21 protein-coding genes are annotated in these 22849 nt (G+C 33.6%); 12 read left to right on the top strand and 9 right to left on the bottom strand.

Features of this window, described 5'->3' with window-relative positions:
* Positions 1-24 precede the first annotated feature (24 nt).
* The 5 genes from ACFS3A_RS10705 (at position 25) to ACFS3A_RS10685 (ending at position 6143) form a co-directional block, all read left to right on the top strand.
* Complete coding sequence (locus ACFS3A_RS10705) at positions 25-594, top strand: cob(I)yrinic acid a,c-diamide adenosyltransferase (protein WP_379825426.1); 570 nt, start codon at positions 25-27, stop codon at positions 592-594.
* 217 nt (positions 595-811) lie between these two features.
* Positions 812-1033: a DUF2795 domain-containing protein gene (locus tag ACFS3A_RS10700; RefSeq protein WP_007138072.1), complete on the top strand. Its 222-nt coding sequence runs from the start codon at positions 812-814 to the stop codon at positions 1031-1033.
* An 87-nt stretch (positions 1034-1120) separates the two neighbouring features.
* Positions 1121-4468 carry a preprotein translocase subunit SecA gene (gene secA, locus ACFS3A_RS10695; protein ID WP_379825425.1) on the top strand — a complete coding sequence of 1116 codons (3348 nt, stop codon included), beginning with the start codon at positions 1121-1123 and terminating at the stop codon, positions 4466-4468.
* 206 nt (positions 4469-4674) lie between these two features.
* A complete protein-coding gene (locus tag ACFS3A_RS10690; protein WP_379825423.1) occupies positions 4675-5241 on the top strand; it encodes a DUF2306 domain-containing protein in 567 nt (188 codons plus the stop codon).
* On the top strand, positions 5238-6143 hold the full coding sequence (locus ACFS3A_RS10685) for a YARHG domain-containing protein (RefSeq protein ID WP_379825422.1): 906 nt from the start codon (positions 5238-5240) through the stop codon (positions 6141-6143). Before ACFS3A_RS10690 ends, ACFS3A_RS10685 begins: the two co-directional genes overlap by 4 nt.
* Positions 6144-6239: 96 nt before the next feature.
* Here the strand turns inward: ACFS3A_RS10685 and ACFS3A_RS10680 are convergent, their stop codons facing one another.
* The 4 genes from ACFS3A_RS10680 to cysC all read right to left on the bottom strand — a co-directional run bounded on the left by ACFS3A_RS10680 (position 6240) and on the right by cysC (position 9172).
* The gene (locus ACFS3A_RS10680) at positions 6240-6902 is read right to left on the bottom strand and encodes a TrmH family RNA methyltransferase (RefSeq protein ID WP_379825421.1); all 663 of its coding nucleotides are present in this window, start codon (positions 6900-6902) and stop codon (positions 6240-6242) included.
* A 63-nt stretch (positions 6903-6965) separates the two neighbouring features.
* Positions 6966-7934 carry a sulfotransferase family protein gene (locus ACFS3A_RS10675; RefSeq protein WP_379825420.1) on the bottom strand — a complete coding sequence of 323 codons (969 nt, stop codon included), beginning with the start codon at positions 7932-7934 and terminating at the stop codon, positions 6966-6968.
* 7 nt (positions 7935-7941) lie between these two features.
* Entirely contained in the window at positions 7942-8622 is a 681-nt protein-coding gene (locus tag ACFS3A_RS10670; RefSeq protein WP_379825418.1) for an aspartyl/asparaginyl beta-hydroxylase domain-containing protein, read from the bottom strand.
* Between the two features lie 16 nt (positions 8623-8638).
* Positions 8639-9172, bottom strand: a complete 534-nt coding sequence (gene cysC / locus ACFS3A_RS10665) for an adenylyl-sulfate kinase (RefSeq protein WP_379825417.1) — start codon at positions 9170-9172, stop codon at positions 8639-8641.
* A 167-nt stretch (positions 9173-9339) separates the two neighbouring features.
* Between cysC and ACFS3A_RS10660 the strand changes: the two genes are divergently transcribed.
* From ACFS3A_RS10660 to ACFS3A_RS10650, 3 genes are all read left to right on the top strand, one after another.
* Positions 9340-10029: an SIR2 family NAD-dependent protein deacylase gene (locus tag ACFS3A_RS10660; RefSeq protein ID WP_379825416.1), complete on the top strand. Its 690-nt coding sequence runs from the start codon at positions 9340-9342 to the stop codon at positions 10027-10029.
* A gap of 78 nt (positions 10030-10107) precedes the next feature.
* Positions 10108-11454 (top strand): adenylosuccinate lyase, encoded by a 1347-nt coding sequence (purB, locus tag ACFS3A_RS10655; RefSeq protein ID WP_379825415.1) that lies wholly within the window; start codon positions 10108-10110, stop codon positions 11452-11454.
* A gap of 170 nt (positions 11455-11624) precedes the next feature.
* A complete protein-coding gene (locus ACFS3A_RS10650) occupies positions 11625-13862 on the top strand; it encodes a cation:proton antiporter domain-containing protein (RefSeq protein ID WP_379825414.1) in 2238 nt (745 codons plus the stop codon).
* Between the two features lie 191 nt (positions 13863-14053).
* Here ACFS3A_RS10650 and ACFS3A_RS10645 read toward each other — a convergent pair whose 3' ends face one another.
* The gene (locus ACFS3A_RS10645; RefSeq protein WP_184159842.1) at positions 14054-14692 is read right to left on the bottom strand and encodes a peroxiredoxin; all 639 of its coding nucleotides are present in this window, start codon (positions 14690-14692) and stop codon (positions 14054-14056) included.
* 111 nt (positions 14693-14803) lie between these two features.
* Positions 14804-15715 carry an AEC family transporter gene (locus ACFS3A_RS10640; protein WP_379825412.1) on the bottom strand — a complete coding sequence of 304 codons (912 nt, stop codon included), beginning with the start codon at positions 15713-15715 and terminating at the stop codon, positions 14804-14806.
* A 254-nt stretch (positions 15716-15969) separates the two neighbouring features.
* Here ACFS3A_RS10640 and ACFS3A_RS10635 point away from each other — a divergent pair, with 254 nt between their 5' ends.
* The 3 genes from ACFS3A_RS10635 (at position 15970) to meaB (ending at position 18335) form a co-directional block, all read left to right on the top strand.
* Complete coding sequence (locus ACFS3A_RS10635; protein ID WP_379825411.1) at positions 15970-16377, top strand: RrF2 family transcriptional regulator; 408 nt, start codon at positions 15970-15972, stop codon at positions 16375-16377.
* A gap of 57 nt (positions 16378-16434) precedes the next feature.
* Positions 16435-17076, top strand: coding sequence for an NAD(P)-dependent oxidoreductase (locus tag ACFS3A_RS10630; protein ID WP_379825409.1), 642 nt, complete (start codon positions 16435-16437; stop codon positions 17074-17076).
* A gap of 161 nt (positions 17077-17237) precedes the next feature.
* Positions 17238-18335: a methylmalonyl Co-A mutase-associated GTPase MeaB gene (meaB, locus tag ACFS3A_RS10625; RefSeq protein ID WP_379825408.1), complete on the top strand. Its 1098-nt coding sequence runs from the start codon at positions 17238-17240 to the stop codon at positions 18333-18335.
* Between the two features lie 63 nt (positions 18336-18398).
* Here meaB and ACFS3A_RS10620 read toward each other — a convergent pair whose 3' ends face one another.
* The 3 genes from ACFS3A_RS10620 to ACFS3A_RS10610 form a co-directional block, all read right to left on the bottom strand.
* Positions 18399-20333, bottom strand: a complete 1935-nt coding sequence (locus tag ACFS3A_RS10620) for an LTA synthase family protein (protein WP_379825407.1) — start codon at positions 20331-20333, stop codon at positions 18399-18401.
* Positions 20334-20389: 56 nt separating this feature from the next.
* Positions 20390-20617: a hypothetical protein gene (locus ACFS3A_RS10615; protein ID WP_072973177.1), complete on the bottom strand. Its 228-nt coding sequence runs from the start codon at positions 20615-20617 to the stop codon at positions 20390-20392.
* A 110-nt stretch (positions 20618-20727) separates the two neighbouring features.
* The gene (locus ACFS3A_RS10610; protein WP_379825405.1) at positions 20728-22113 is read right to left on the bottom strand and encodes an MATE family efflux transporter; all 1386 of its coding nucleotides are present in this window, start codon (positions 22111-22113) and stop codon (positions 20728-20730) included.
* Between the two features lie 190 nt (positions 22114-22303).
* Here ACFS3A_RS10610 and ACFS3A_RS10605 point away from each other — a divergent pair, with 190 nt between their 5' ends.
* The gene (locus tag ACFS3A_RS10605) at positions 22304-22825 is read left to right on the top strand and encodes a hypothetical protein (RefSeq protein ID WP_379825404.1); all 522 of its coding nucleotides are present in this window, start codon (positions 22304-22306) and stop codon (positions 22823-22825) included.
* The last annotated feature ends 24 nt before the right edge of the window (positions 22826-22849 follow it).

Below are 22849 nucleotides of genomic sequence, written 5' to 3'. Positions count from 1 at the left end.
TCAAAACCTTAGCATCTTAAAAAAATGAAAGTATACACCAAAACAGGCGATAAAGGTACAACAGCTCTTTTTGGAGGAACACGCGTACCAAAAGATCATATCAGAATTGACAGTTATGGAACTGTTGATGAACTTAATTCTTATATCGGATTAATCCGTGATCAGGAAATAGACTCGCATTATAAGACTATTTTAATCGAAATTCAGGATCGCCTTTTTACTGTTGGTGCCATTTTGGCAACTCCACAGGAAAAAGAAGTATTGAAAAATGGAAAACTTCGCTTAGAAAATCTTGGAATAATAGAGTCCGATATCGAATTACTAGAAAACGAAATAGATAAAATGGAAGAAAGCCTTCCGCAAATGACGCATTTCGTTTTACCGGGAGGCCACCCAACTGTGTCACATTGTCATATAGCACGCTGTATTTGCCGTCGCGCAGAACGTTTAGCAGTGCATTTAAGTCACAATGAGCACGTTCCAGAAATCGCAATTATGTACTTAAACCGACTTTCTGACTACCTTTTTGTCTTGGCACGAAAGTTGTCCTCAGACCTTAAAGCGGAGGAAGTGAAATGGATTCCGAGAAAGTAACAGTCACAGTTTTCAGTTTTCAGACTGCAAAACAGCATTAAAAACTGAATACTTAAAAACACAGTAATTAGCAGCAAATTTCAGCTTTAGAAACTGAAAACTGGCATTGAAAACTGAGTACTAACAAGGACGTTCTTAAATTTTATTAAAATAAATCAAAATTTACTTGTCTTTTTCGGTAAAAAATTTATTTTTGCACAAACTAAACAGATAACAGATGTATTGGACATTAGAATTAGCATCTTATTTAAGTGATGCGCCATGGCCTGCTAACAAAGATGAACTTATTGACTACGCTATTAGAGCTGGTGCTCCATTAGAAGTAGTAGAAAACCTTCAGTCTATCGAAGATGAAGGCGAGATATATGAATCAATGGAAGAAATTTGGCCTGATTATCCAACAGACGAAGATTATCTTTGGAATGAGGATGAATATTAAAAAAATAAACCAAAGGAAAAAGTCTCATCACAGAGGCTTTTTTTTTGGTTCAAATACATATTAAATAATAAAGAAATACAATAAATCATGAGTTTCATAAACAGTATTATTAAAGTCTTTGTGGGTGATAAATCACAGAAAGATGTCAAAGCTTTACAACCTTACTTAAATAAAATTAAAACATTCGAAGCTCCCTTAATGAGTCTATCTAACGACGAATTGAGAGGAAGAACTGTTTATTTTAAAGACAAAATTAAAGAAGCCAGAGCTGACAAAGATGCTAAAATCACTTCGCTTAAAGCAGAAGTAGAAAACATCGAAGACATCGACAAAAGAGAAGACCTTTATGATGCTATTGATGCTCTTGAAAAAGAAGCTTACGAAATCTCTGAAAAAACTTTATTGGAAATTCTTCCGGAAGCGTTTTCTGTAGTAAAAGAAACAGCTCGTCGTTTCAAAGAAAACTCTTTTATTGAAGTTACCGCAACTCCAAAAGACCGTGAATTTTCTGCAACAAAACCATATATTACTATTGAAGGTGATAAATCGGTTTGGGCTAACAAATGGAATGCTGCCGGAAAAGATATCACTTGGGACATGATTCACTATGATGTTCAGTTAATTGGTGGTATGGTTTTGCACGAAGGTAAAGTTGCCGAAATGCAAACGGGTGAAGGTAAAACTTTAGTGGCTACTCTTCCACTTTACTTAAATGCTTTGACAGGAAACGGAGTTCACTTAGTAACGGTGAATGACTACTTAGCAAAACGTGATAGCACTTGGAAAGCACCTTTATTCGAATTCCATGGTTTATCTGTAGACTGTATCGATAACCACCAGCCAAGTACAGAACAAAGAAAAAAAGCATACGACGCCGATATCACTTACGGAACCAACAATGAGTTTGGTTTTGACTACTTAAGAGATAACATGGCACACTCTCCTAGCGATTTAGTACAGAGAAAACACAATTTTGCTATTGTCGACGAGGTTGATTCTGTATTAATTGATGATGCCAGAACACCGCTTATCATTTCTGGACCGGTTCCTCAGGGAGATCGTCATGAATTCAACGAATTGAAACCAAAAATTGAAAACTTAGTTGCCCAACAACGTCAGTTAGCGAATGGTTTCTTAGCTGAAGCTAAAAAATTAATCAAAGAAGGAAATACTAAAGATGGTGGTTTCTTATTATTAAGAGCTTACAGATCTTTACCTAAAAATAAAGCATTAATTAAATTTTTAAGTGAAGAAGGAATTAAACAATTACTTCAAAAAACTGAAAATCAATACATGCAGGATAACAATCGCGAAATGCATAAAGTTGACGAAGCTTTATATTTTGTGATTGAAGAAAAAAACAATCAGGTAGAATTAACAGACAATGGTATTAAATACCTTTCCGGAGATACTGATGCTGATTTCTTCGTTTTGCCAGACATCGGAACAGAAATCGCTGCGATTGAAAAACAAAAATTAGACAAAGACGCTGAAGCGGAAGCTAAAGAAAGATTATTCCAGGACTTTGGAGTAAAAAGCGAGCGTATCCACACTCTTACACAGCTTTTAAAAGCATATGCTTTATTCGAAAAAGATGTAGAGTATGTGATCATGGACAATAAAATTATGATTGTCGATGAGCAAACAGGTCGTATCATGGATGGTCGTCGTTATTCTGATGGTCTTCACCAAGCGATCGAAGCAAAAGAAAACGTAAAAATCGAAGCTGCTACACAAACATTTGCAACTGTTACATTACAGAACTATTTCAGAATGTACAGCAAATTAGGTGGTATGACTGGTACTGCTGTTACAGAAGCTGGCGAGTTATGGCAGATTTACAAACTGGACGTTGTTGAAATTCCAACTAACCGTGGAATTGCAAGAATTGACAAAGAAGATTATATCTACAAAACTACACGTGAAAAATTCAACGCTGTTATTGAAGATGTTACTGAATTATCACAAGCTGGAAGACCAGTATTGATTGGAACAACTTCTGTAGAGATTTCAGAATTATTAAGCCGTATGCTTAAAATGAGAGGAATCGCGCACAACGTATTGAATGCTAAAATGCACAAGCAAGAGGCACAAATCGTTGAAGAAGCTGGTAAAGCCGGAGTTGTAACCATTGCAACAAACATGGCTGGTCGTGGTACCGATATTAAATTATCTCCAGAAGTAAAAGCTGCGGGAGGTTTAGCAATCGTGGGTACAGAACGTCATGATTCTCGTCGTGTAGACAGACAGTTACGTGGTCGTTCTGGTCGTCAGGGAGATCCGGGAAGTTCTCAGTTCTATGTTTCTCTTGAAGATAACTTAATGCGTTTATTCGGTTCTGAAAGAGTAGCGAAAGTTATGGACAGAATGGGATTGAAAGAAGGTGAAGTTATTCAGCATTCTATGATGACTAAATCGATCGAACGTGCTCAGAAAAAAGTAGAAGAAAATAACTTTGGTGTTCGTAAACGTTTATTAGAATATGATGACGTAATGAACTCTCAACGTGAAGTAGTTTACAAACGTCGTCGTCACGCTTTATTTGGTGAGCGTTTGAAACTGGATATTGCCAATATGCTTTATGATACTTGCGAATTAATCGTTAGTAACAGTAAAGTGGCAAATGATTTCAAAGGATACGAATTTGATTTAATTCGTTATTTCGGAATTACATCTCCAATTTCTGAAGCAGATTTCTTAAAACTATCTGATATTGAAGTTACCGGAAAAGTGTATAAAGAAGCTTTAGCATTCTACACAGAAAAAACTGAAAGAAGCGCAAGAGAAGCTTTCCCAATCATTAAAGGAGTTTACGAGGAGCCTAATAACCATTTCGAAAGAATTGTAGTTCCATTTACAGACGGAATCAAAACTTTGAATGTAGTTACTGACTTAAAGAAAGCTTACGATAGCGAAGGCGCCCAGTTAATTGCTGATTTCGAGAAAAACATCACACTTTCTATTGTTGATGAAGCTTGGAAAAAACACTTACGTAAAATGGACGAATTGAAACAATCTGTTCAATTGGCTGTTCACGAACAAAAAGATCCATTGCTTATTTACAAATTAGAAGCTTTCAACTTGTTTAGAGGAATGCTGGACAACGTTAATAAAGAGGTAATTTCATTCTTATTTAAAGGTGACTTACCTGCTCAAAACGCTCCTGAAATCCACGAAGCAAGAGAAGTGGTTCGTCCAAAAGAAAATTTACAATTAAGTAAAGACGAAATTCCAAACAGCGAAAGCATCAACCGTGAAGCCGGAGAAACTCAACAGCGTCAGGTTACAGAAACTATCGTTAGAGATACACCAAAAATCAACAGAAATGACACTGTTACAGTTCAGGAAGTTGCTACTGGTAAAACAGAAACAATGAAATTCAAAAAAGCTGAAAGTTTATTAGCTGCCGGAACATGGGTTTTGGTTAATGAATAAAAGGTTTTAATCTTAAATATAAAATCCCCGATTACTAATGTAGTCGGGGATTTTTTTATACAGTTTTCTAACTACAATTCAATAAATTAAAAATCTTTTTCCTACATTTGATTTTAGAATTTTATTTTAAATCTGAGTTGAAAAAACGCATACAACCATATTTAACATTCGCATTAACGTTTTGCTTTAGTTATTTTTTCATACTAATGACTCAAATTACTTTTAAGTATATTCCATTTAAGAATGATGCCGCTTTTCTTCAAATCAAGCAAACAGAAGTAACAGAAATACCTTTTTATATAGTATTCTTTTACATTCATGTATATTCGGCCATCTTTGTTTTACTTTCCGGGTTTACTCAGTTTAATTCTTACTTATTAAAAAAATGGCCTCTCGTTCATAGAAACATTGGGAAATTATATGTTTTTACTGTGTTATTCCTGAGTGCTCCATCGGGTCTGTTTATTGGTGTTTTTGCAAATGGCGGATTATATTCTCAAATATCTTTTGTTTCGCTGTCTGTACTCTGGTTTTATTTTACACTAAAAGGTTTGCTAACCATTAAAAACAAAAACATCAAACTGCACAAAACTTTTATGTTAAGAAGTTTTGCCTTAACATTTTCTGCCATAACACTCCGTCTTTGGAAAGTTATTTTAGTATTTATTTTTCATCCTTCTCCCATGGATTTATATCAAATTATTGCCTGGATCGGATGGATTCCTAACTTATTAATTCTTGAATATTATCTTTATAACCAATCAAAAAAATGAAGAAACTTTGCTGTTTACTAATTGCTATTACATTCTTCTCTTGCAATAAAAAAGAGAAAAATAATGATGAGAATTTATCAAATAAAACACAAGAAAACGAACTAATGACTGAGCTTTATGGCTCATGGGTTGGAGATTTTGTAGCTGAAGATCAGGATCCTGACGGGAATGAAATGCCCGTTAATAAAATCAATATTTCTATCAAAAAAATAACTCATTCCGAAGTTACAGGAAGAAGTATTGTTGCCGGAAACAATAGACCTCTTAACGGCAGAATGACAAAAAAAGGAGATACGGTACGTTTTGTTCTTAATGAACCTGGAGATGATAAAAATGACGGCGTTTTTGAATTTGAAATAAAAGATGATACTCTTCTTGTTGGAACCTGGACTGCCAATAATCCGAATAAATCAGTACGAAAAAGGACTTTTTCTCTCACTAAAAAAGATTTTAGATACAATCCTTACGTTATGCTTCCTGAAGAAGACATGTATGTCGATTATCAAAATCCTAAAATAGAGAAAGTAGCTATGGTTGAAGAAGGAGACGAAGAAAATGAGAATAAAGAAGGAAACGAAATTGAATATGAAAATACTTCTTTATACAGGATAGCATCTGAAAGCATTATGAAACTTAATTCATCTACTCAAAAATTAACCGAATCCGATTTAAAAAACTTAAAAAAAATTGATTTAGAAATCCTTAGAAATACCATTTTTGCGAGACATGGACTTACTTTTAAAACAAAAACCGTTCGCCAGTTTTTTGACCAAGTAGAATGGTACATACCTGTTTCAAGCGATGTCAGCAAGGAATTAACACAAATAGAAAAAGAAAACATTACAATTCTAAAACGTTTCGAAAAATATGCAGAAGATAATTATGATTCTTTCGGAAGATAATTTTCCAGCATAAAAAATCCCCGACTATAATTAGTAATCGGGGATTTTTTTCTAAACATACAACTTAGTCTCTTAGAAACTTAGCATCTTAGAACCTTATCTCGGGTTATCCTGATAATATCTCTGTTCAATTCTTTTAATATCTTTAATAGAATTCTTTGCCCAAAGCAAACGTTTTACCAAAATTTCTTCATCAGTTAGTTTCCAGTTAATATCAGATCTTCTTAATCTATTAGTTAAGCTTTGGATGATAATTGCTGCAGAAACCGAAATATTTAAACTTTCTGTAAAACCAACCATTGGTATTTTTAGGAAACCATCAGCGTTATCCATAATTTCTTTTGACAATCCTTCTTTTTCAGTTCCAAAGAATAAAGCACTTGGTTTAGAAATATCGAAATCTTCCAGCATACAATCTTTTTCATGCGGAGTTGTTGCAATAATCTGATAACCTTTACCTTTCAAATCAGAAAGACATCCTGAAACGGAATCAAATCGATTGATATCAACCCATTTTTGTGCCCCTAATGCAATTTCTTTATCGATTCTTTTACCGAAACGTTGTTCGATTACATTCAATTCCTGAATTCCAAAAACTTCACAACTGCGCATTACAGCACTGGTATTATGCATTTGATAAACATCTTCAACAGCAACTGTAAAATGCTTTGTGCGGTTTTCCAGTACTTTTAAAAAATTACTTTTTCTGTTATCTGTTAATATATTTTCTAAGAATGCGAGGTAATCTAAATCAATCATTTTGTTTGTATTTGAGCGCAAAAATACATTAGAATTAGACAAAATGAAAATTCATTTGTATTTTCAGAGTTCTACAGAATCCAGAAACATATTATTCAGTTTTTCATGCAATCGATTCAGTTTCAAAAAATCCACATTTAAAGCTTCTTCTTTAAAAGAATCTCCCGTAAAAACTGCACTTTCATCCTTAGAATGTCTTTTAAGTCTTTCAAACATTTTATCGCATTCCGTCTCTGAATAATTGATTTTTACAAAAGAGATAAATTTTTCTATAACGCCTTTCATCCCTTCATTATAATTAAGAAGCGTAACTTTTTCATCTATTTCGAAAAAATCCAGAAATCCCTTAAAATATTTTTCAAGAACTAAAGCCTGATATTGGTGCAAATGAGTTGACTGCATTTCCTGAATTTTAATTCCAAAAACAGCCGAAGGAATCAAACCCGGAACCATGTGCAAACCGGGTAATTTCTGATGTGATTTTAAAACTTCAACAGGATTTCTATAAAGTAAAGTAAATGGAATTTCCGGAAAAAGTTTTCTTAGATAAGAAACTTTAAAAATATGCCAGGCATCAAGTTTAAAAATCAGATTTTTTTGTTCCGGGAATCTCTTTTGTCCCAAAAATTTAAGAACTGCTTTTATAAGAACCGCTTTTATATCGGGACTAAAATAATCACTTCTTAAAATCTCATCAAAAATAGGAGCTTCTGAAATCATTATATTTTCTGATGAAGTTGCCAAAGATTGACTCAGCATTGTTGAACCGCATCTTGAAACATGAAAAACAAGCGCTTTTAAATCAACCGAAATCAATTCTGACGACCATTGTATTATATTTTCCGCTGAACTTACCGGTTTAAATTTTTTCGAATTATATTCATGGCTTTTACATTTTGCAATCGTTTCATCAAAAAAAGGATCTGTAATTTTCAGGTCTGACAGATAAACCCATTCAAAATAAACCTCATCATTTTTTTCGATTAATTTATACGGAATCCAGTTAAAAAGGGCATGATTATTATTTTCCATTATTTAATTATTTGGATTGAAGTTCTGCAATAATTCTAGCATTAGTTTCTGATGGATTTCTTGAAAGCTCAGCAATAATAAACTTTTTCTCTTCCTCTGTATACTCTTTTTTTACAACAGCCTGAACATCAAACCCCATTTCTGCAAATATTTTATCAGACCAGTCATTTCTGATACAATCAATGGTAAGATGAATTCGGGGCTCTAAACTTTTATTTTCTACACTATGAGGAAGCTGAAAATTGGCATACCAACACTCTCCCATTTTCATTGGAACCAATTTGTGATCAACATAAAAATAGACTTGTGAATTGGTTATAATAGGAACATGAATCCTAAAAAAACCATCTTCATAGGAAGTATCGTTATCGACATGCTCTTTTATCTCGCTGTTTGGGCCTAGACGAAGTAAACGAACAGCTTCTTTTTCGCACTGAAACCAATCCATAATTTCTTTAAAATAATGGCAACGATCAAGAAGCTTTGTATTTTTATATTCTTTGTTAGGGAAAGAATAAATATCATTTATCATTCCGGATTGTGATCGTAGAGAAACACTGGTCCAGTTTCCTTCATAACGATTGGTATTAAAATGCGGTGTCCACAATTCGCTTTCGCATAATGCAAGCTCTTGTTGTAATTTATCTATTGAAAAAGTAATGGGTAGTTGTATAGAAGAGGGGTTCATGATTTTATGTTTTTAATTATTGTAGTTCAGATAAATTATTTAGAATAAAATGATAGAGCTTTTGCGTAGAAACCGAAACCGTTTCAAAATCTGTCTTCAGAATTAAATCAGCATTATCAGGTTTCTCATATACATCACTTATTCCTGTAAATTTTCTAATTTTATTTATGTCGTTATCGGGTAATAATGCTTTTTTGTATAAACCTTTAGGATCTCTTTTAATCAAATTGTTAAGTGAACAATCTAAATAAACCGTTCTTACAAATTTATACTTCCCAATTTCATTGCGTAATTCCTGATAAGGATTTATTACCGACATTAAAACAATTACTTTAGATTTTATAAAATCCTGACTCACATTAAACAATCGTCTTACATTCTCACAACGATCCTCTTTAGAAAAACCTAAATCTTTGCAAATTGTTTTTCGATACACATCACCATCAACGATTTTTACCTGATATCCATTTTCTGTCAACAAAATGCTGACATTTTCTGCAAGAGTCGTTTTTCCTGAACCGGATAGTCCTGTAAATTGAATAAGAATCATTTGGGAAAATCTTTTTCTAAAAATAAATAATTAAAAAGGCATGCACAATAAGTATAAATACGCTTTATTCTCTCAAACAACTCATAATAAAACAGATAGAAAAGCTTTCATTTTTTATAAAGACTAATTTTAGAAATCACTATTTTTATCCATAAATTAAAATCAAAATGAAAAAGAAACTTGTAGTCTTGACCGGAGCAGGAATCAGTGCTGAAAGCGGTATCAAAACTTTTCGAGACAGTGATGGTTTATGGGAAGGACATGATGTAATGGAAGTTGCAACACCAGAAGGCTGGCACAAAAACCAGGAATTAGTTTTAGATTTTTACAACAAACGTCGTCAGCAGTTAAAAGAAGTCAATCCGAATTTAGGACATATTATTCTGGCTGAACTCGAAAAAGATTTTGATGTTTACGTTATTACTCAAAATGTTGACGATTTACACGAACGCGCCGGAAGTACAAAAGTGTTGCATTTACATGGAGAATTATTAAAAGTGAGAAGTGTTCGGGATAAAAATCTAATTTTAGACTGGACAGAAGATTTAAATACTGGAGATCTTGACACAAACGGACATCAATTAAGACCTCACATTGTTTGGTTTGGCGAAGAAGTTTCAGCATTGGAAGAAGCAATTGACATCACAGAAACTGCAGATTATTTTGCTGTAATTGGAACTTCGCTTCAAGTCTATCCTGCAGCAGGACTAACGTCTTATGTTCCAAGTACTACACCTATTTTTTATATTGACCCAAAACCAATTGCAATTCCGAATATCCGAAATAAAGTAGAAACGATTGCCAAATTCGCCTCCGAAGGAGTTGCTGATTTGAGAACACAATTAAATTCATTTTGAATGCACAAATGCGTGTTTTAATTAGCTGTAATCGCCAAATTCTGTTTATATTTGCAGCTTTCGAAAAACAACATAACAATGACTACTCTAAACGAATTGAATGCTATTTCTCCTATTGATGGAAGATATAGAAATAAAACTCAAAATTTAGCACCTTTTTTCTCTGAAGAAGCTTTAATAAAATATCGCGTTTTAGTTGAAGTGGAATACTTCATTGCTTTATGCCAAATTCCATTACCACAATTACAAGGTATTGACTCTAGCTTGTTTGAAAGCTTAAGAAATATCTATAAAAACTTTTCTACTGAAGATGCACTTTGGATCAAAGAAACAGAAAAAGTAACCAACCATGACGTAAAAGCGGTAGAATACTTTATCAAAGATGCTTTTGAAAAATTAGGTTTGTCTCAATACAAAGAGTTTATTCACTTCGGATTAACGTCTCAAGATATCAATAATACTGCTATTCCGCTTTCTACAAAAGAAGCGTTTGAGCAAGTGTATATGCCAACTTTAGTTGCTGTAATTGCCAAATTAAAAGAATTAAGTGTTGAATGGAAAGATATTCCAATGCTGGCACGTACACACGGACAACCAGCCTCTCCTACTCGTTTAGGAAAAGAGATTTTGGTTTTCGTGGAGCGTTTAGAAGAGCAGATGCGTTTGTTATTTAATGTTCCGTTTGCAGCTAAATTTGGTGGTGCAACAGGAAACTTTAATGCACATCATGTAGCGTATCCGCAAATTGACTGGAAACAATTTGGAAATAAATTTGTTGAAACAGATCTTGGCTTACAGCATTCTTTCCCAACAACACAAATTGAGCATTATGATCATTTTGCAGCGTTTTTTGATGCTTTAAAAAGAATCAATACTATTATTATAGACTTAGACCGTGACATTTGGACGTATGTGTCAATGGACTATTTCAAACAAAAAATCAAAGCTGGAGAAATTGGTTCTTCTGCAATGCCCCATAAAGTAAATCCAATTGACTTTGAAAACTCTGAAGGAAACTTAGGAATTGCAAACGCTATTTTTGAGCATCTTTCTGCAAAATTACCTATCTCAAGATTACAACGTGATTTAACAGACAGTACTGTTTTAAGAAACGTTGGTGTTCCGTTTGGACATACTATTATTGCTTTTGAAGCAACTCTAAAAGGTTTAAATAAATTACTTTTAAACGAAAGTAAATTTGCTGAAGATTTAGAAAGAAACTGGGCTGTTGTGGCTGAAGCAATTCAGACTATTTTACGCCGCGAAGCGTATCCAAACCCTTACGAAGCTTTAAAAGGCCTAACAAGAACAAATGAAGCTATTGATAAAAATGCAATTCATAATTTTATTGCAACTTTAGAAGTTTCTGACGCTGTTAGAGCAGAATTATTAGCGATAACTCCTAGTAATTACACAGGAATCTAAAGAAAATACCAAATATTTTGTCAAAAAAAGCTATCTTTATCGAGATAGCTTTTTTTATTTAATTCGGAGCTAAACCAGTATTACCTAGCCATTTATTCTTATAAAAGTGCAGTGGATTTCATTACAATGAAAAGCTGGATCAGCTCCTTAAAAAAATACCACGTTTTTATATGATTGCATTAAATGCCGCTGCCGAAAGTACACACCACTTACAACCTTTAATTAGTGATTTGGGATTAATCCTGATGACTGCCGGAATTGCCGTTCTACTATTTAAAAAAATGAAACAGCCTTTGGTTCTAGGCTACCTGATTGCAGGATTTTTAGCTGGAAACCATTTTGATTTTTTCCCTTCTATAACAGACATGAAAAGTGTTGAAGTTTGGGCAGAAATCGGGGTTATATTTTTACTTTTTAGTTTAGGACTCGAATTCAGCTTTAAGAAACTTATGAAGGTTGGAGGAACCTCTTCTGTTACCGCCATAACCCAAATTATGTTTATGACATTGATTGGTTATTGTGTCGGCCAATGGATGGGATGGGGAAAAATGGACAGTATTTTCCTTGGAGCGACACTTTCTATTTCGTCCACAACGATTATTATCAGGGCTTTTGATGAATTGGGAGTCAAAGGAAAAAAGTTCGTTGGAATCGTATTTGGAGCCTTAATTGTCGAAGATATTGTGGCCATTTTAATGCTCGTTTTATTATCAACAATTGCAGTAAGCGATCAGGTTTCGGGAGGCGAATTATTGCAGTCTGTTTTAAAATTAGTATTCTTTTTGATCATTTGGTTCTTAGGAGGAATTTTTATTATTCCAACGATTTTGAAAAAGGCCAAACATCTTTTGACGGATGAAATGCTCTTGATTATTTCATTAGCATTGTGTTTAATGATGGTAATTTTTGCAGCAAATGTTGGTTTTTCTCCCGCTTTAGGAGCTTTTATTATGGGCTCTATTATTGCCGAAACAACAATGGCAGAAAAAATAGAACATTTAATTCAGCCTGTAAAAGATTTATTTGGTGCTGTTTTCTTTGTATCTGTCGGAATGTTAATTAATCCTGATACCTTATTGACTTATGCACTTCCAGTTGGTTTAATTACCCTTATAACCATTTTCGGAAAAGCATTTAGTTCTTCTATAGGAGCCTTAATTTCTGGCCAGCCTTTGAAGCAATCTGTGCAGACCGGAATGAGTCTGGCACAAATTGGAGAATTCTCTTTTATTATTGCAACTCTTGGGATGACACTGAAAGTAACCAGTGATTTCTTGTATCCAATTATCGTAGCGGTATCCGCAATAACCACTTTTACAACTCCGTTTTTAATTAAGTATTCGGAAAGATTTGCTTTGTTCTTAGAATCAAAAATGCCGAAACGATGGGTTAAAAACATTAATCGATACAGTGTAAATGCTCAGGCAATTAAATCGGTAAGTACCTGGCAGATTGTATTGCGATCTTCAATTACTCAAATTATACTTCATACTATTATTATTACCGCAATTATTCTGTTGTCTTCTAAATTTGTTGCGCCTTTAGTAGCCGATACTAGATTTGGAAATACTTTAGCTGCTTTATTGACTTTAGTAATTATTGCGCCATTTTTATGGGCATTGTCGCTTCGTCGTGTCAAAGTAGAAGAAGTTGAAATCCTTTGGGAAGAACGCAAATACCGTGGGGCATTATTAATGCTTATTTTAATAAGAATGAGTCTCGGATTATTCTTTGTCGGCTTTTTATTGAATATCTTCTTCTCGCCTTTGGTTGCTTTTATAGCGCTTATTATCGCTATTGGAGCCTATCAAATTTTTCCTAAAAAATTAAATGAACAATATCATAAAATCGAAAATCACTTTTTGAAAAACCTCAACGATCGTGAAAACAAAAAGATTGATAGAAGATATGCTAATTTGATGCCGTGGGACGGTCACATGTCCTTTTTTGAAATTAAAAAAGAATCGAATCTTGTTGGAAAAACATTGCAGGAATTAAAGATCCGAGAATCATTAGGAATTAATATCGCTTACATCAAACGTGGCGAAGTAACCATTCCGATTCCGACAAAAAATGAGAGGTTATTCCCAGGAGACGAAATTTGTGTAATTGGTACCGATGCCCAAATTGTTGAATTTACAAAGTATCTAAATCAAAATGAAACTGAAGCCCCTGGAAAAGTAGAAGAAACAGATATTGTTTTGCGTCAGCTGGAAGTTTCCCAAGATGAATTTATTCAAAAAAGCATTGGCCAATTCAGAGCCAAAACCGACGGAATGGTTGTAGGTATTGAACGAAACGGAAATCGTATCCTAAATCCGGAATCCAGTTTAATCCTAGAAAAAAATGATATTCTTTGGGTTGTTGGAGATAAAAAGAGAATGAATGCTTTGTTAGCGGCCAAATAAAGATGCTAAGGTTCTAAGACGCTATCCCGATAGCTATCCGGACTAAGTTTTTCTAAAAAAGCGTTGAGATTTTTCATAAATTGAAAATCTCAACGCTTTTTTATTTTCTTTGTTTTCATAAAAACAAAAATGCTAAAACTCTAAGCAAAAAACGTAGAACCTTATCACTTAGTATCTCAGAACCTCAAAAACTATTTATTCGGCTGCGGTGTCAAACGCAAATAAGGTTTTATTGGTGTATGTCCTTTTGGGAATTTTGCCGGAATATCGCTGTCCGGAATTGCCGGTGCGATAACTACATCTTCTCCATCTTTCCAGTTTGCAGGAGTAGCAACGCTATAATTTGCTGTCAATTGCAAGCTATCAATAACACGAAGTAATTCATCAAAATTTCTTCCTGTTGAAGCTGGATAGGTCAAAGTTAATTTGATTTTTTTATCAGGTCCAATCACAAAAACAGAACGAACTGTAAATTTGTCACTTGCATTTGGATGAAGCATATCATATAAATTCGCTACTTTTTTATCTTCATCTGCAATAATTGGAAAATTAACTTCTGTATTTTGAGTTTCGTTAATGTCTTTAATCCATTCTTTGTGCGAATCTAAACCATCTACACTCAAAGCAATAACTTTTGTATTTCTTTTAGTAAATTCAGGAACATAATTCGCTACAGTTCCCAATTCAGTTGTACAAACAGGAGTAAAATCTGCTGGATGCGAAAATAAAACACCCCAGGAATCTCCTAACCATTCATGAAAATTGATTGGTCCCTGCGTGGTTTGTGCGCTGAAATCCGGTGCTATATCGCCTAATCTTAATGTTGACATAATTTATCTTTTTTAGTTCCTCTAAAATTAACTAAAAAATACATTTAGAAAACATTCAAAAGGTAAAAAAAAGTTAAAATTCTACCTTATCTATCTAATTACTATTTTGAACTAAATAAAACTTAGTATGAAGTACCAAACAGCAAGGGTTATGAAAGAAATCGGAATTCCGAAACCAATCATCATGCTGCTTAATTTTGGTTTTAATCCGTAAGTCGAAGCCAGAATCGCTCCTGTAATCATTGGAGCCATTGCCGTTTCCATCAAAGTAATTTTTATAGCTTCGGAACGCTGATTAAAAATAAAAACATAGAGCACAAAAATCACAAACGGAACTAAAATCAGCTTGAAGAAAAGTCCCAGTCTTAAAAATTTCCAATGCTGGCTTTTTCGATCAAAAGTCAATTGCAAACCAACAGAAAGTAGTGCTAACGGCGTTACTAAACTTCCAATTTTAAGTAAAATACCCTGAATATTTTCATGTAAATCATAATTCAAAACATTGAAAATACAAGCCAAAACAAACATCAAAAACGGTGGAAACGTAATAATCTTCTTGAAAATCCCTAAAAAGTTCGGACTTCCTTTAGAATAAAAAGCTGCCGTAAAAACACCAAGCGTAGAAACCACTACAAAAGTTCCCGGCTGATCTACTAAGACTGCCGTTTCTAATCCCTTTTTTCCAAACAAAGCTTCAATTATCGGATAACCTAAAAAGGAACTGTTGCTCAATCCAGCTGTTAAAATCAGACAGCCAATTAATTTATTAGACCAGCCTTTTTTTCTTCCTAAAATATGAAAAAACAGAAAAGCTAAAATATAAGTAATCCAGCCTGCTCCTATTGGAAATAACAATTCATTACTCCATTTTATTTTTGGAATGTGATACAAAGTAATTGCAGGAAGACAGAAATAAATAACAATTTTATTTAATATCTTATAGATATGAGTCGGAAATTGTTTTACTCTTTGTAAAACTAAACCCAATGAAAGGAAGAAGAATATTAATATAAAGTTGTTCATATCTGTAGTTCATCACAAAAATAAGTATTTATAGTTTAGTGATTAATGAAAAGTAAGAAGTAATTAGCTTTTTATGAGAATAGTAACTACTGTTTTTCTTTTGTTAAACCTATAACATTCCACAAGAAAACATTCAATATCAAATAATTAAAAATCACTTTTTACATTTTACTAAACTCCTTTTACCAAAAAATAGTTAAATTAGTATTTTGTGTTACAAAAAAGCATAAATTTGTAACATATTTTATTACAGTATGATTTCAGGTAAATTTGCCATAACGATTCACATTCTCACTTTACTCAATAAATTCCCTAATGATTATTTGTCATCGGAGTTTATTGCAGGAAGCATGAACGTAAATCCTGTTTTGGTTCGAAAAGAAATTGCCAATCTAAAAGCACATCATATTGTAGAAAGTAAAGAAGGAAAAAATGGCGGAACAAAATTGGCCGTAAATGCTTCCGAATTAACATTAAAAGAAATATTCGAAATGACTTTTGAAACCATTGGTTTAGGTTTCGCTAAAAATCAGCCGAATCCTGATTGCCCCGTAGGAAAGAAAATCAATCAGAATCTGGAAGCTCTGTATAGCGAAATGAATGAAAAAGTAAGTGCGCAATTGCAGAATATCTCTTTGGAAGATTTTTCGAATCAATTTTAAAACTATTTTTTTGACCAAAACTGTAACATTTTTTATTACTAAATAAATTTATATATTATGAAAATCGCAATCATTGGAGCAACAGGATTTGTTGGCTCAGCTATTTTAAACGAATTAGCAGACAGAAAACATGAAATTACTGCTATTGCAAGAACTCCAAAAGACACTTCAAATGCTACTTGGGTAGCTGCGGATATTTTTAATGTTGAGGCGCTGGCAGAAATCTTAAAAGGTCATGATGCTATTGTCAACGCTTACAACCCAGGTTGGACGAACCCAAATATTTACGATGACTTTTTGGCCGGATCTAAAGCTATTCAGGAAGCGGTTAAAAAATCAGGTGTAAAACGTTTTATTACTATTGGCGGTGCCGGAAGTTTATTTGTCGCTCCGGATTTACAAGCTGTTGACACTCCGGATTTCCCTAAAGAAATTTATCCAGGTGCAAATGCTGCAAGACATTATTTAAATATCATTAAAGAAGAAAAAGATCTGGATTGGGCATTCTTTAGTCCCGCTTTCGAAATGCACGCCGGAACTAAAACAGGAAGAACCGGAAAATATCGTCTAGGTTTAGAAAATCCAGTTTTCAATGAGGAGCAAAGAAGCATTTTATCTGTAGAAGATTTAGCTGTTGTAATTGCTGATGAAGTAGAAACTCCAAAACACCACCAAGTTAGATTTACAGCGGGATATTAATTTTCTTTAAAGATACTAAGGGTCTAAGATTCTGAGATACGAAGTTTTTTACTCTCTGGTTTATCTAATGCATATTTTAACAAAAAACAGTTTCTGAGGCAGATTTCTGCTTTTGAAACTGTTTTTGTTTTCTGTACTTTTACATTTCTAAAAAGTGTATTTTGTCAAATTTGAATAAACAAGCTGGAAGCATCTCTGAAAAACCTGGGATTTCATCTCCCGAAATCACCAATATTTCGGCTATTAATCAAATTAAAAACAAACGCAGACAACAGCCTACATCAGAAGAATTAATTAATGGCATTTTAGACGGAAACAAAACTTCTTTAAGCCGTGCGATTACTTTAGTCGAAAGTACTAATCCTGATCATTTTGAAAAAGCCAATAAAGTTGTTCAGGGCTGTTTAGCTCACGCCAATAAATCAATCCGTATCGGAATTACCGGTGTTCCCGGCGTTGGAAAAAGTACTTTTATAGAGGCTTTTGGCAAACATCTCACACAATTAGGCAAAAAAGTGGCTGTTTTGGCAGTTGATCCAAGCAGTTCTCTTTCGCACGGAAGTATTTTAGGAGATAAAACCCGAATGGAAGAATTGGTTAAAGATGAAAATGCTTTTATAAGACCAAGTGCTTCCGGGGAGACTTTAGGCGGTGTGGCACGTAAAACAAGAGAAACTATTATTCTCTGTGAAGCCGCAGGTTTTGATACTATTATTATCGAAACGGTTGGCGTTGGTCAAAGCGAAACTGCCGTTCACAGCATGGTGGATTTCTTTTTACTTTTAAAGATTTCCGGCGCTGGCGATGAACTGCAGGGCATTAAACGCGGTATTATGGAAATGGCAGACGCCATTGTAATCAATAAAGCGGATGGAGACAATATCAAAAAAGCAAATCAAGCAAAAGTAGATTTCAATAGGGCTCTGCATTTATTTCCTCCCAAAAAATCAAACTGGGAGCCAAAAGTAACAACTTGCAGTTCCATTACTAAAGAAGGTATTTCTGAAATTTGGAATACTATTTCAGATTATTTTGAAATAACAAAAGAAGCGGGATTTTTTGAAGAAAAAAGAAATGACCAAAATCATTTCTGGATGATGGAAACTATCAACGAACAATTGAAGCAAAATTTCTACAATCAGCCTGAGATTATTTCCCTTTTAGAAGAAAACAAAAAAGCAGTACAAAACAATGAAATCTCACCTTTTGCAGCTGCTGCTAGTTTATTAAAATTTTATTTTAATAAAGGGACAAAGTAACAAAGGTTCAAAGGGACAGAGTTTTAAACCTTTGTCCCTTTGTAACTCTGAGCCTTTGAACCTTTATTTAGCTCTAAGTTTATATTTACTTTCCTTATATAAATTTCCAGCTGTAATTACATGAGCCAAAGCATCTTTTGCTAATTCTTCATTTAATTTAACTGGAATTAAAGTCGTATCGTTTTTAACTTCAAACTGCAATGGTTTCAAATTGGGCTGCATGATTACAACCTGATTTTCGACTCTGAATGCATTGATATCATTAAACTGCATTATCGCCCTTCCCTGCACTTTTGAATCCAATTTGCTTAAGTTTCGTCCCACCATCGGAGTCTCAAAAGGAATTCCTAAATATGCTAATAATGTAGGCGGAATATCAATTTGACTTGCTAATCTATCGTACACTGCATTCTTTGGAACTCCAGGCCCCATAATAAATGCCGGAATATGAAATTTATTTATTGGTACTAAATTCTTTCCGTATGTTCTGGTATTGTGATCGGCAATTACAATAAAAATAGTGTTTTTAAAATAAGCTTCTTTTTTAGCCAATTCGAAGAATTTCCCAATAGAGAAATCAGCATATTTCATAGCATTATTTACCGTTGCCGGTTTTTTATCATAAAGTTTAATTCTTCCCGCCGGATATTCAAATGGTTCGTGATTAGAAGTAGAGAACATCAAAGAGAAAAACGGCTTATCCCCTTTAGATTTAAAATACTGATTGGCTTTGGTTACTAAATCTTCATCAGAATAACCCCAAGTGCCTTTGAAAGCATATTTATTTCCGTCTGACTCAAAATCAGTTTGGTCTACAATATCCTGAAATCCATTTCCGTTGAAAAAGGACGCCATATTATCAAAATTTGCCATTCCGCCATAAATAAAACTGGTATCATAACCTTTTTGTTTTAAAGCATCAGCCAATGTAAAAAAACCCTGTTGTGAATTTCCTAATCTGACAACACTTTCGGAAGGTGAAGGCAAAAATCCTGTTACAACCGCTTCGATTCCACGAACACTTCTGGTTCCTGTACAATATAAATTGGTAAATAATGTACCCTCTTTAGATAATTTATCAAACTCTGGCGTTAATGGTTTTCCTCCTAAAATTCCAACATATTCTGCTCCCAAACTTTCCTGTAGAAATATTACCAGATTATAAGGTTTTTTGATCACAGAATCCGGCTGCTGAACATGTAAAAACGGAATTTCCGCATCTGTAAAATCATTTGGTCCGGCAATCATGTATTTTTTTACACGGGCAATTGCCTCTGCTTCATCCATTTTACCATACATCTTTGTGTTTCCTTCATTCTTAATTGAATAAGCCGCAAAGGCAACGGTGTAAAATGAATTCAAGCCAAGAGTATTCGTCAATTGATCTGTAGAAAAAACAGCATTGCTGGCATTAATCGGACGTTTTGAAGTCAGACTGGAACGAGCTCCAAAAAATAACAGAAAAGCGACTAACGGAAATACCATTAATTTAAACTTAAAATCTGAATTTACTGTATGAAATAATTTTTTCCCTTTTTTGAAAGCAAAATAAAGTACCACTCCTAAAATAAAAAATGTTAAAATGATAGAGGTCAGATAACTTTTTAAAAGCATCCCTACCACTTCCTTGGGATAAATCAGATAATCCAGGAAAATCTTATTCGGACGTGTATCGTATTGTTTAATAAAATCAGGTGAAGCTAATTCTACAAATAGAATTAAAAACAAAAATAAGAAACTGTAAATAACCAGAAACTTATTGGTGAATTTCAACCATTTATTTGGTAAAAAAGTAATTAATAAAGCCGGCAGGAATGATAAATAACAAAGCAATATCAAATCCATTCGAAGTCCGATTGGAAAAATATACCAGAAATCGGGAGTCTGTTCTACTCTTTCTTTAAAAAGGAAAAATAAAAACAGACGGCTCAAAGTGGTAATCAATAAACCGATTAATATGAAATTGAAAATCGGTTTTAAAAAACTTAATTTTTTCATTAGATAATAAAATAAGAACGTAAAAAAGTAAAAAGTAAAAGCACTAAACAGGCATTTTACTCTTCGTAACGGTTTATTTCTCTGTCATAAAACTCATTGGCTTTCTCGATAAGGCCTTCCATTTCAGCATTTAATTCTGCTTCGTCAAGATCTTCAGCTTCTTCCAGAAATTCAACCTCATCATCTTTCAAATTGATGATAAATCTTGGATAGTCAAGGTGAATGATAAAAATGTCATCCGGAAAGTCTGTATTGTCTCCAAGTAAAAATTTAGGTAATTCCATATTTATTATTTTTTATTAATGGTTATTTTTTTGGCGTAGATTCTAGCAGCTTTTCAGAGTTATTGCAAATCCTATTAATCCTTATAATCTACGTCTTATTTTTTTCAAATTTAGTTATTTGAAACCGAATTTGTAATTAATTTCTTAGTCAGATAATTAAAGCGTAAATATAGCATTACTGCAGCTGCAGTTAAACCTGCCAAAAGTCCAATCCAGACTCCTTGTGCTTTCAATTCAGTATGTTCTCCTAAATAGTAGGAAATCGGAAAACCAATTACCCAATACGCTACAAAAGTAATATACATCGGAATTTTAACATCCTGTAATCCTCTTAATGCTCCCAAAACTACAACCTGAATTCCATCTGAAATTTGAAAAACTGCCGCTATCAATAATAATTTAGAAGCAATTGCAATTACTTCTGTATTGTCTGTAAGCTGAATCGTGTTTTCCATATTTAGAAAAATATGCGGCAAAACAGTATGAAAAGCAATAAAGATCAAAGCAAAGAAAACTTCCAAAACAATAGCCAACAGGAAAATAGATCTCGCCACAACCAGAAGTTTTTTATAATCGGTTAAACCTCTCTGATTACTTACACGAATCATCGAAGTAATGCTTAATCCCATCGCAAACATAAAAGTAAGCGAAGCCAGACTCAGCGCAATCTGATTTGCTGCCTGACTTGTTTTTCCAATATTTCCGCAAAGCCAGATCGAAGCGGTAAACAAAACCACTTCAAAAAGCATTTGCATCGCCGAAGGAAAACCAATGCTGATAATTTTTTTTATCGTTGCTTTTTTAATTTCCTCAAAACTAAAACCTTTAAAAAAACGCTTTAAATCTTCTCTTCGCGAAAGCATAATATGCATAAACATGACCAAAAAGATTCTCGAAATCACGGTACCAAGTGCTGCACCGATAATTCCCATTTTTGGAAAAATCCAGATTCCGTAAATCAAAACATAATTAATTCCAACGTGCAATACATTGGCCATTACCATTGCATACATCGAATATTTGGTTAATGACATTCCATCTGCAAATTGTTTATATCCCTGATACATTACTAATGGAATCAACGAAAAAGCAACCCATCCTAAATACGGTTTTGCTAAAACAATAACATCTTCTGGCTGTTTTAGCAATTCCATGATTGGTTTTGCACACATAATGACACTAAAAAGTATCAAACCGAGAATAGTACATAAAAACAAACCATGATGAAATGCCGAACGGATTTTATTGTCGTTTTTCTCCGCATCTCCTTCAGCTACAATTGGTGTTATTGCTGTCGAGAAACCAATTCCGAGAGACATAGCAATAAAAATCATGCTGTTTCCCAACGAAACCGCGGCCAACTCTGTACTTCCAATTTTACCCACCATAATGTTATCGACAATACCAATTAAGGTATGCCCGACCATTCCTAAAATAACAGGATAAGCCAGTCTTAAATTATACGAAAACTCTTTAGTGTATTGCTTTAAATTCACTTGTAATCAATTTTAGTCGGCAAAGATAATCAGAAGCTCGGAATTCTGTCCTATTAATAATATTATATACCGATTTTAAGCAAAAAATAAGACGAACTCAATATTATATAAAGATTTTTAAAAATTGTATAACAATCTCCCAATACCTCCGTTTTACTTTTACATTATTAATAATTCAAAAATATAAGCCATGAAAAAATTACAGATTATTTGCCTAGCTGCTTTTGCATTTTTATTTTCTAACAACACTTTCGCTCAGGACACAGAAGCAACAAATTACGATCAGGGATTTAGATTAGGTTTTGGAGTAAACGGAGGACTTCCAACCGATGGCGATTACGATTGGGCTCTTGGTGGAGACGTTCGCTTACAATACGATCTTTCTAAAAAAACATCATTAACCTTAACTACAGGATTTACAAATTTATTTAACAGCGATAAAGATGCCGCTGGAAATGACATAAAAGATCTAGGATTTATTCCGGCTAAAGCAGGTTTTAAAGCTTTCGTTTTAAAAGATCAATTTTATGTTTTAGGAGAAGTTGGTGCTGGTTTTGCAGTAACTAACGGTTATAACAACACTACTTTTTTATGGGCGCCAGGAATTGGATATGCTAATAAATACATTGATTTAAGTGTTCGTTACGAAGATTATCACGATTTTAGAACCAATCAGGTAGCACTGCGTGTTGCTTATGGTTTTAAACTATAAAAAATAGGTTTAATTTATTATTTT

This window comes from Flavobacterium notoginsengisoli, from assembly GCF_042686225.1.
Taxonomy (GTDB): Bacteria; Bacteroidota; Bacteroidia; order Flavobacteriales; family Flavobacteriaceae; genus Flavobacterium; species Flavobacterium notoginsengisoli.
The sequence above is the reverse complement of the archived record's forward strand: the minus strand, read 5'-3'. Positions and strand labels throughout refer to the sequence as shown.

What these genes read in the sequence shown, in the direction of transcription:
- ACFS3A_RS10645 (WP_184159842.1), bottom strand. Translation starts at nt 14,692, where the DNA reads ATGTCAACATTAAGATTAGGCGATATAGCACCGGATTTCAGCGCACAA.
- ACFS3A_RS10650 (WP_379825414.1), top strand. Translation starts at nt 11,625, where the DNA reads ATGATTGCATTAAATGCCGCTGCCGAAAGTACACACCACTTACAACCT.
- ACFS3A_RS10705 (WP_379825426.1), top strand. Translation starts at nt 25, where the DNA reads ATGAAAGTATACACCAAAACAGGCGATAAAGGTACAACAGCTCTTTTT.
- ACFS3A_RS10690 (WP_379825423.1), top strand. Translation starts at nt 4,675, where the DNA reads ATGACTCAAATTACTTTTAAGTATATTCCATTTAAGAATGATGCCGCT.
- purB (WP_379825415.1), top strand. Translation starts at nt 10,108, where the DNA reads ATGACTACTCTAAACGAATTGAATGCTATTTCTCCTATTGATGGAAGA.
- cysC (WP_379825417.1), bottom strand. Translation starts at nt 9,172, where the DNA reads ATGATTCTTATTCAATTTACAGGACTATCCGGTTCAGGAAAAACGACT.
- ACFS3A_RS10640 (WP_379825412.1), bottom strand. Translation starts at nt 15,715, where the DNA reads ATGAACAACTTTATATTAATATTCTTCTTCCTTTCATTGGGTTTAGTT.
- ACFS3A_RS10620 (WP_379825407.1), bottom strand. Translation starts at nt 20,333, where the DNA reads ATGAAAAAATTAAGTTTTTTAAAACCGATTTTCAATTTCATATTAATC.
- ACFS3A_RS10685 (WP_379825422.1), top strand. Translation starts at nt 5,238, where the DNA reads ATGAAGAAACTTTGCTGTTTACTAATTGCTATTACATTCTTCTCTTGC.
- ACFS3A_RS10635 (WP_379825411.1), top strand. Translation starts at nt 15,970, where the DNA reads ATGATTTCAGGTAAATTTGCCATAACGATTCACATTCTCACTTTACTC.
- ACFS3A_RS10675 (WP_379825420.1), bottom strand. Translation starts at nt 7,934, where the DNA reads ATGGAAAATAATAATCATGCCCTTTTTAACTGGATTCCGTATAAATTA.
- secA (WP_379825425.1), top strand. Translation starts at nt 1,121, where the DNA reads ATGAGTTTCATAAACAGTATTATTAAAGTCTTTGTGGGTGATAAATCA.
- ACFS3A_RS10605 (WP_379825404.1), top strand. Translation starts at nt 22,304, where the DNA reads ATGAAAAAATTACAGATTATTTGCCTAGCTGCTTTTGCATTTTTATTT.
- ACFS3A_RS10680 (WP_379825421.1), bottom strand. Translation starts at nt 6,902, where the DNA reads ATGATTGATTTAGATTACCTCGCATTCTTAGAAAATATATTAACAGAT.
- ACFS3A_RS10615 (WP_072973177.1), bottom strand. Translation starts at nt 20,617, where the DNA reads ATGGAATTACCTAAATTTTTACTTGGAGACAATACAGACTTTCCGGAT.
- ACFS3A_RS10670 (WP_379825418.1), bottom strand. Translation starts at nt 8,622, where the DNA reads ATGAACCCCTCTTCTATACAACTACCCATTACTTTTTCAATAGATAAA.
- ACFS3A_RS10700 (WP_007138072.1), top strand. Translation starts at nt 812, where the DNA reads ATGTATTGGACATTAGAATTAGCATCTTATTTAAGTGATGCGCCATGG.
- ACFS3A_RS10660 (WP_379825416.1), top strand. Translation starts at nt 9,340, where the DNA reads ATGAAAAAGAAACTTGTAGTCTTGACCGGAGCAGGAATCAGTGCTGAA.
- ACFS3A_RS10630 (WP_379825409.1), top strand. Translation starts at nt 16,435, where the DNA reads ATGAAAATCGCAATCATTGGAGCAACAGGATTTGTTGGCTCAGCTATT.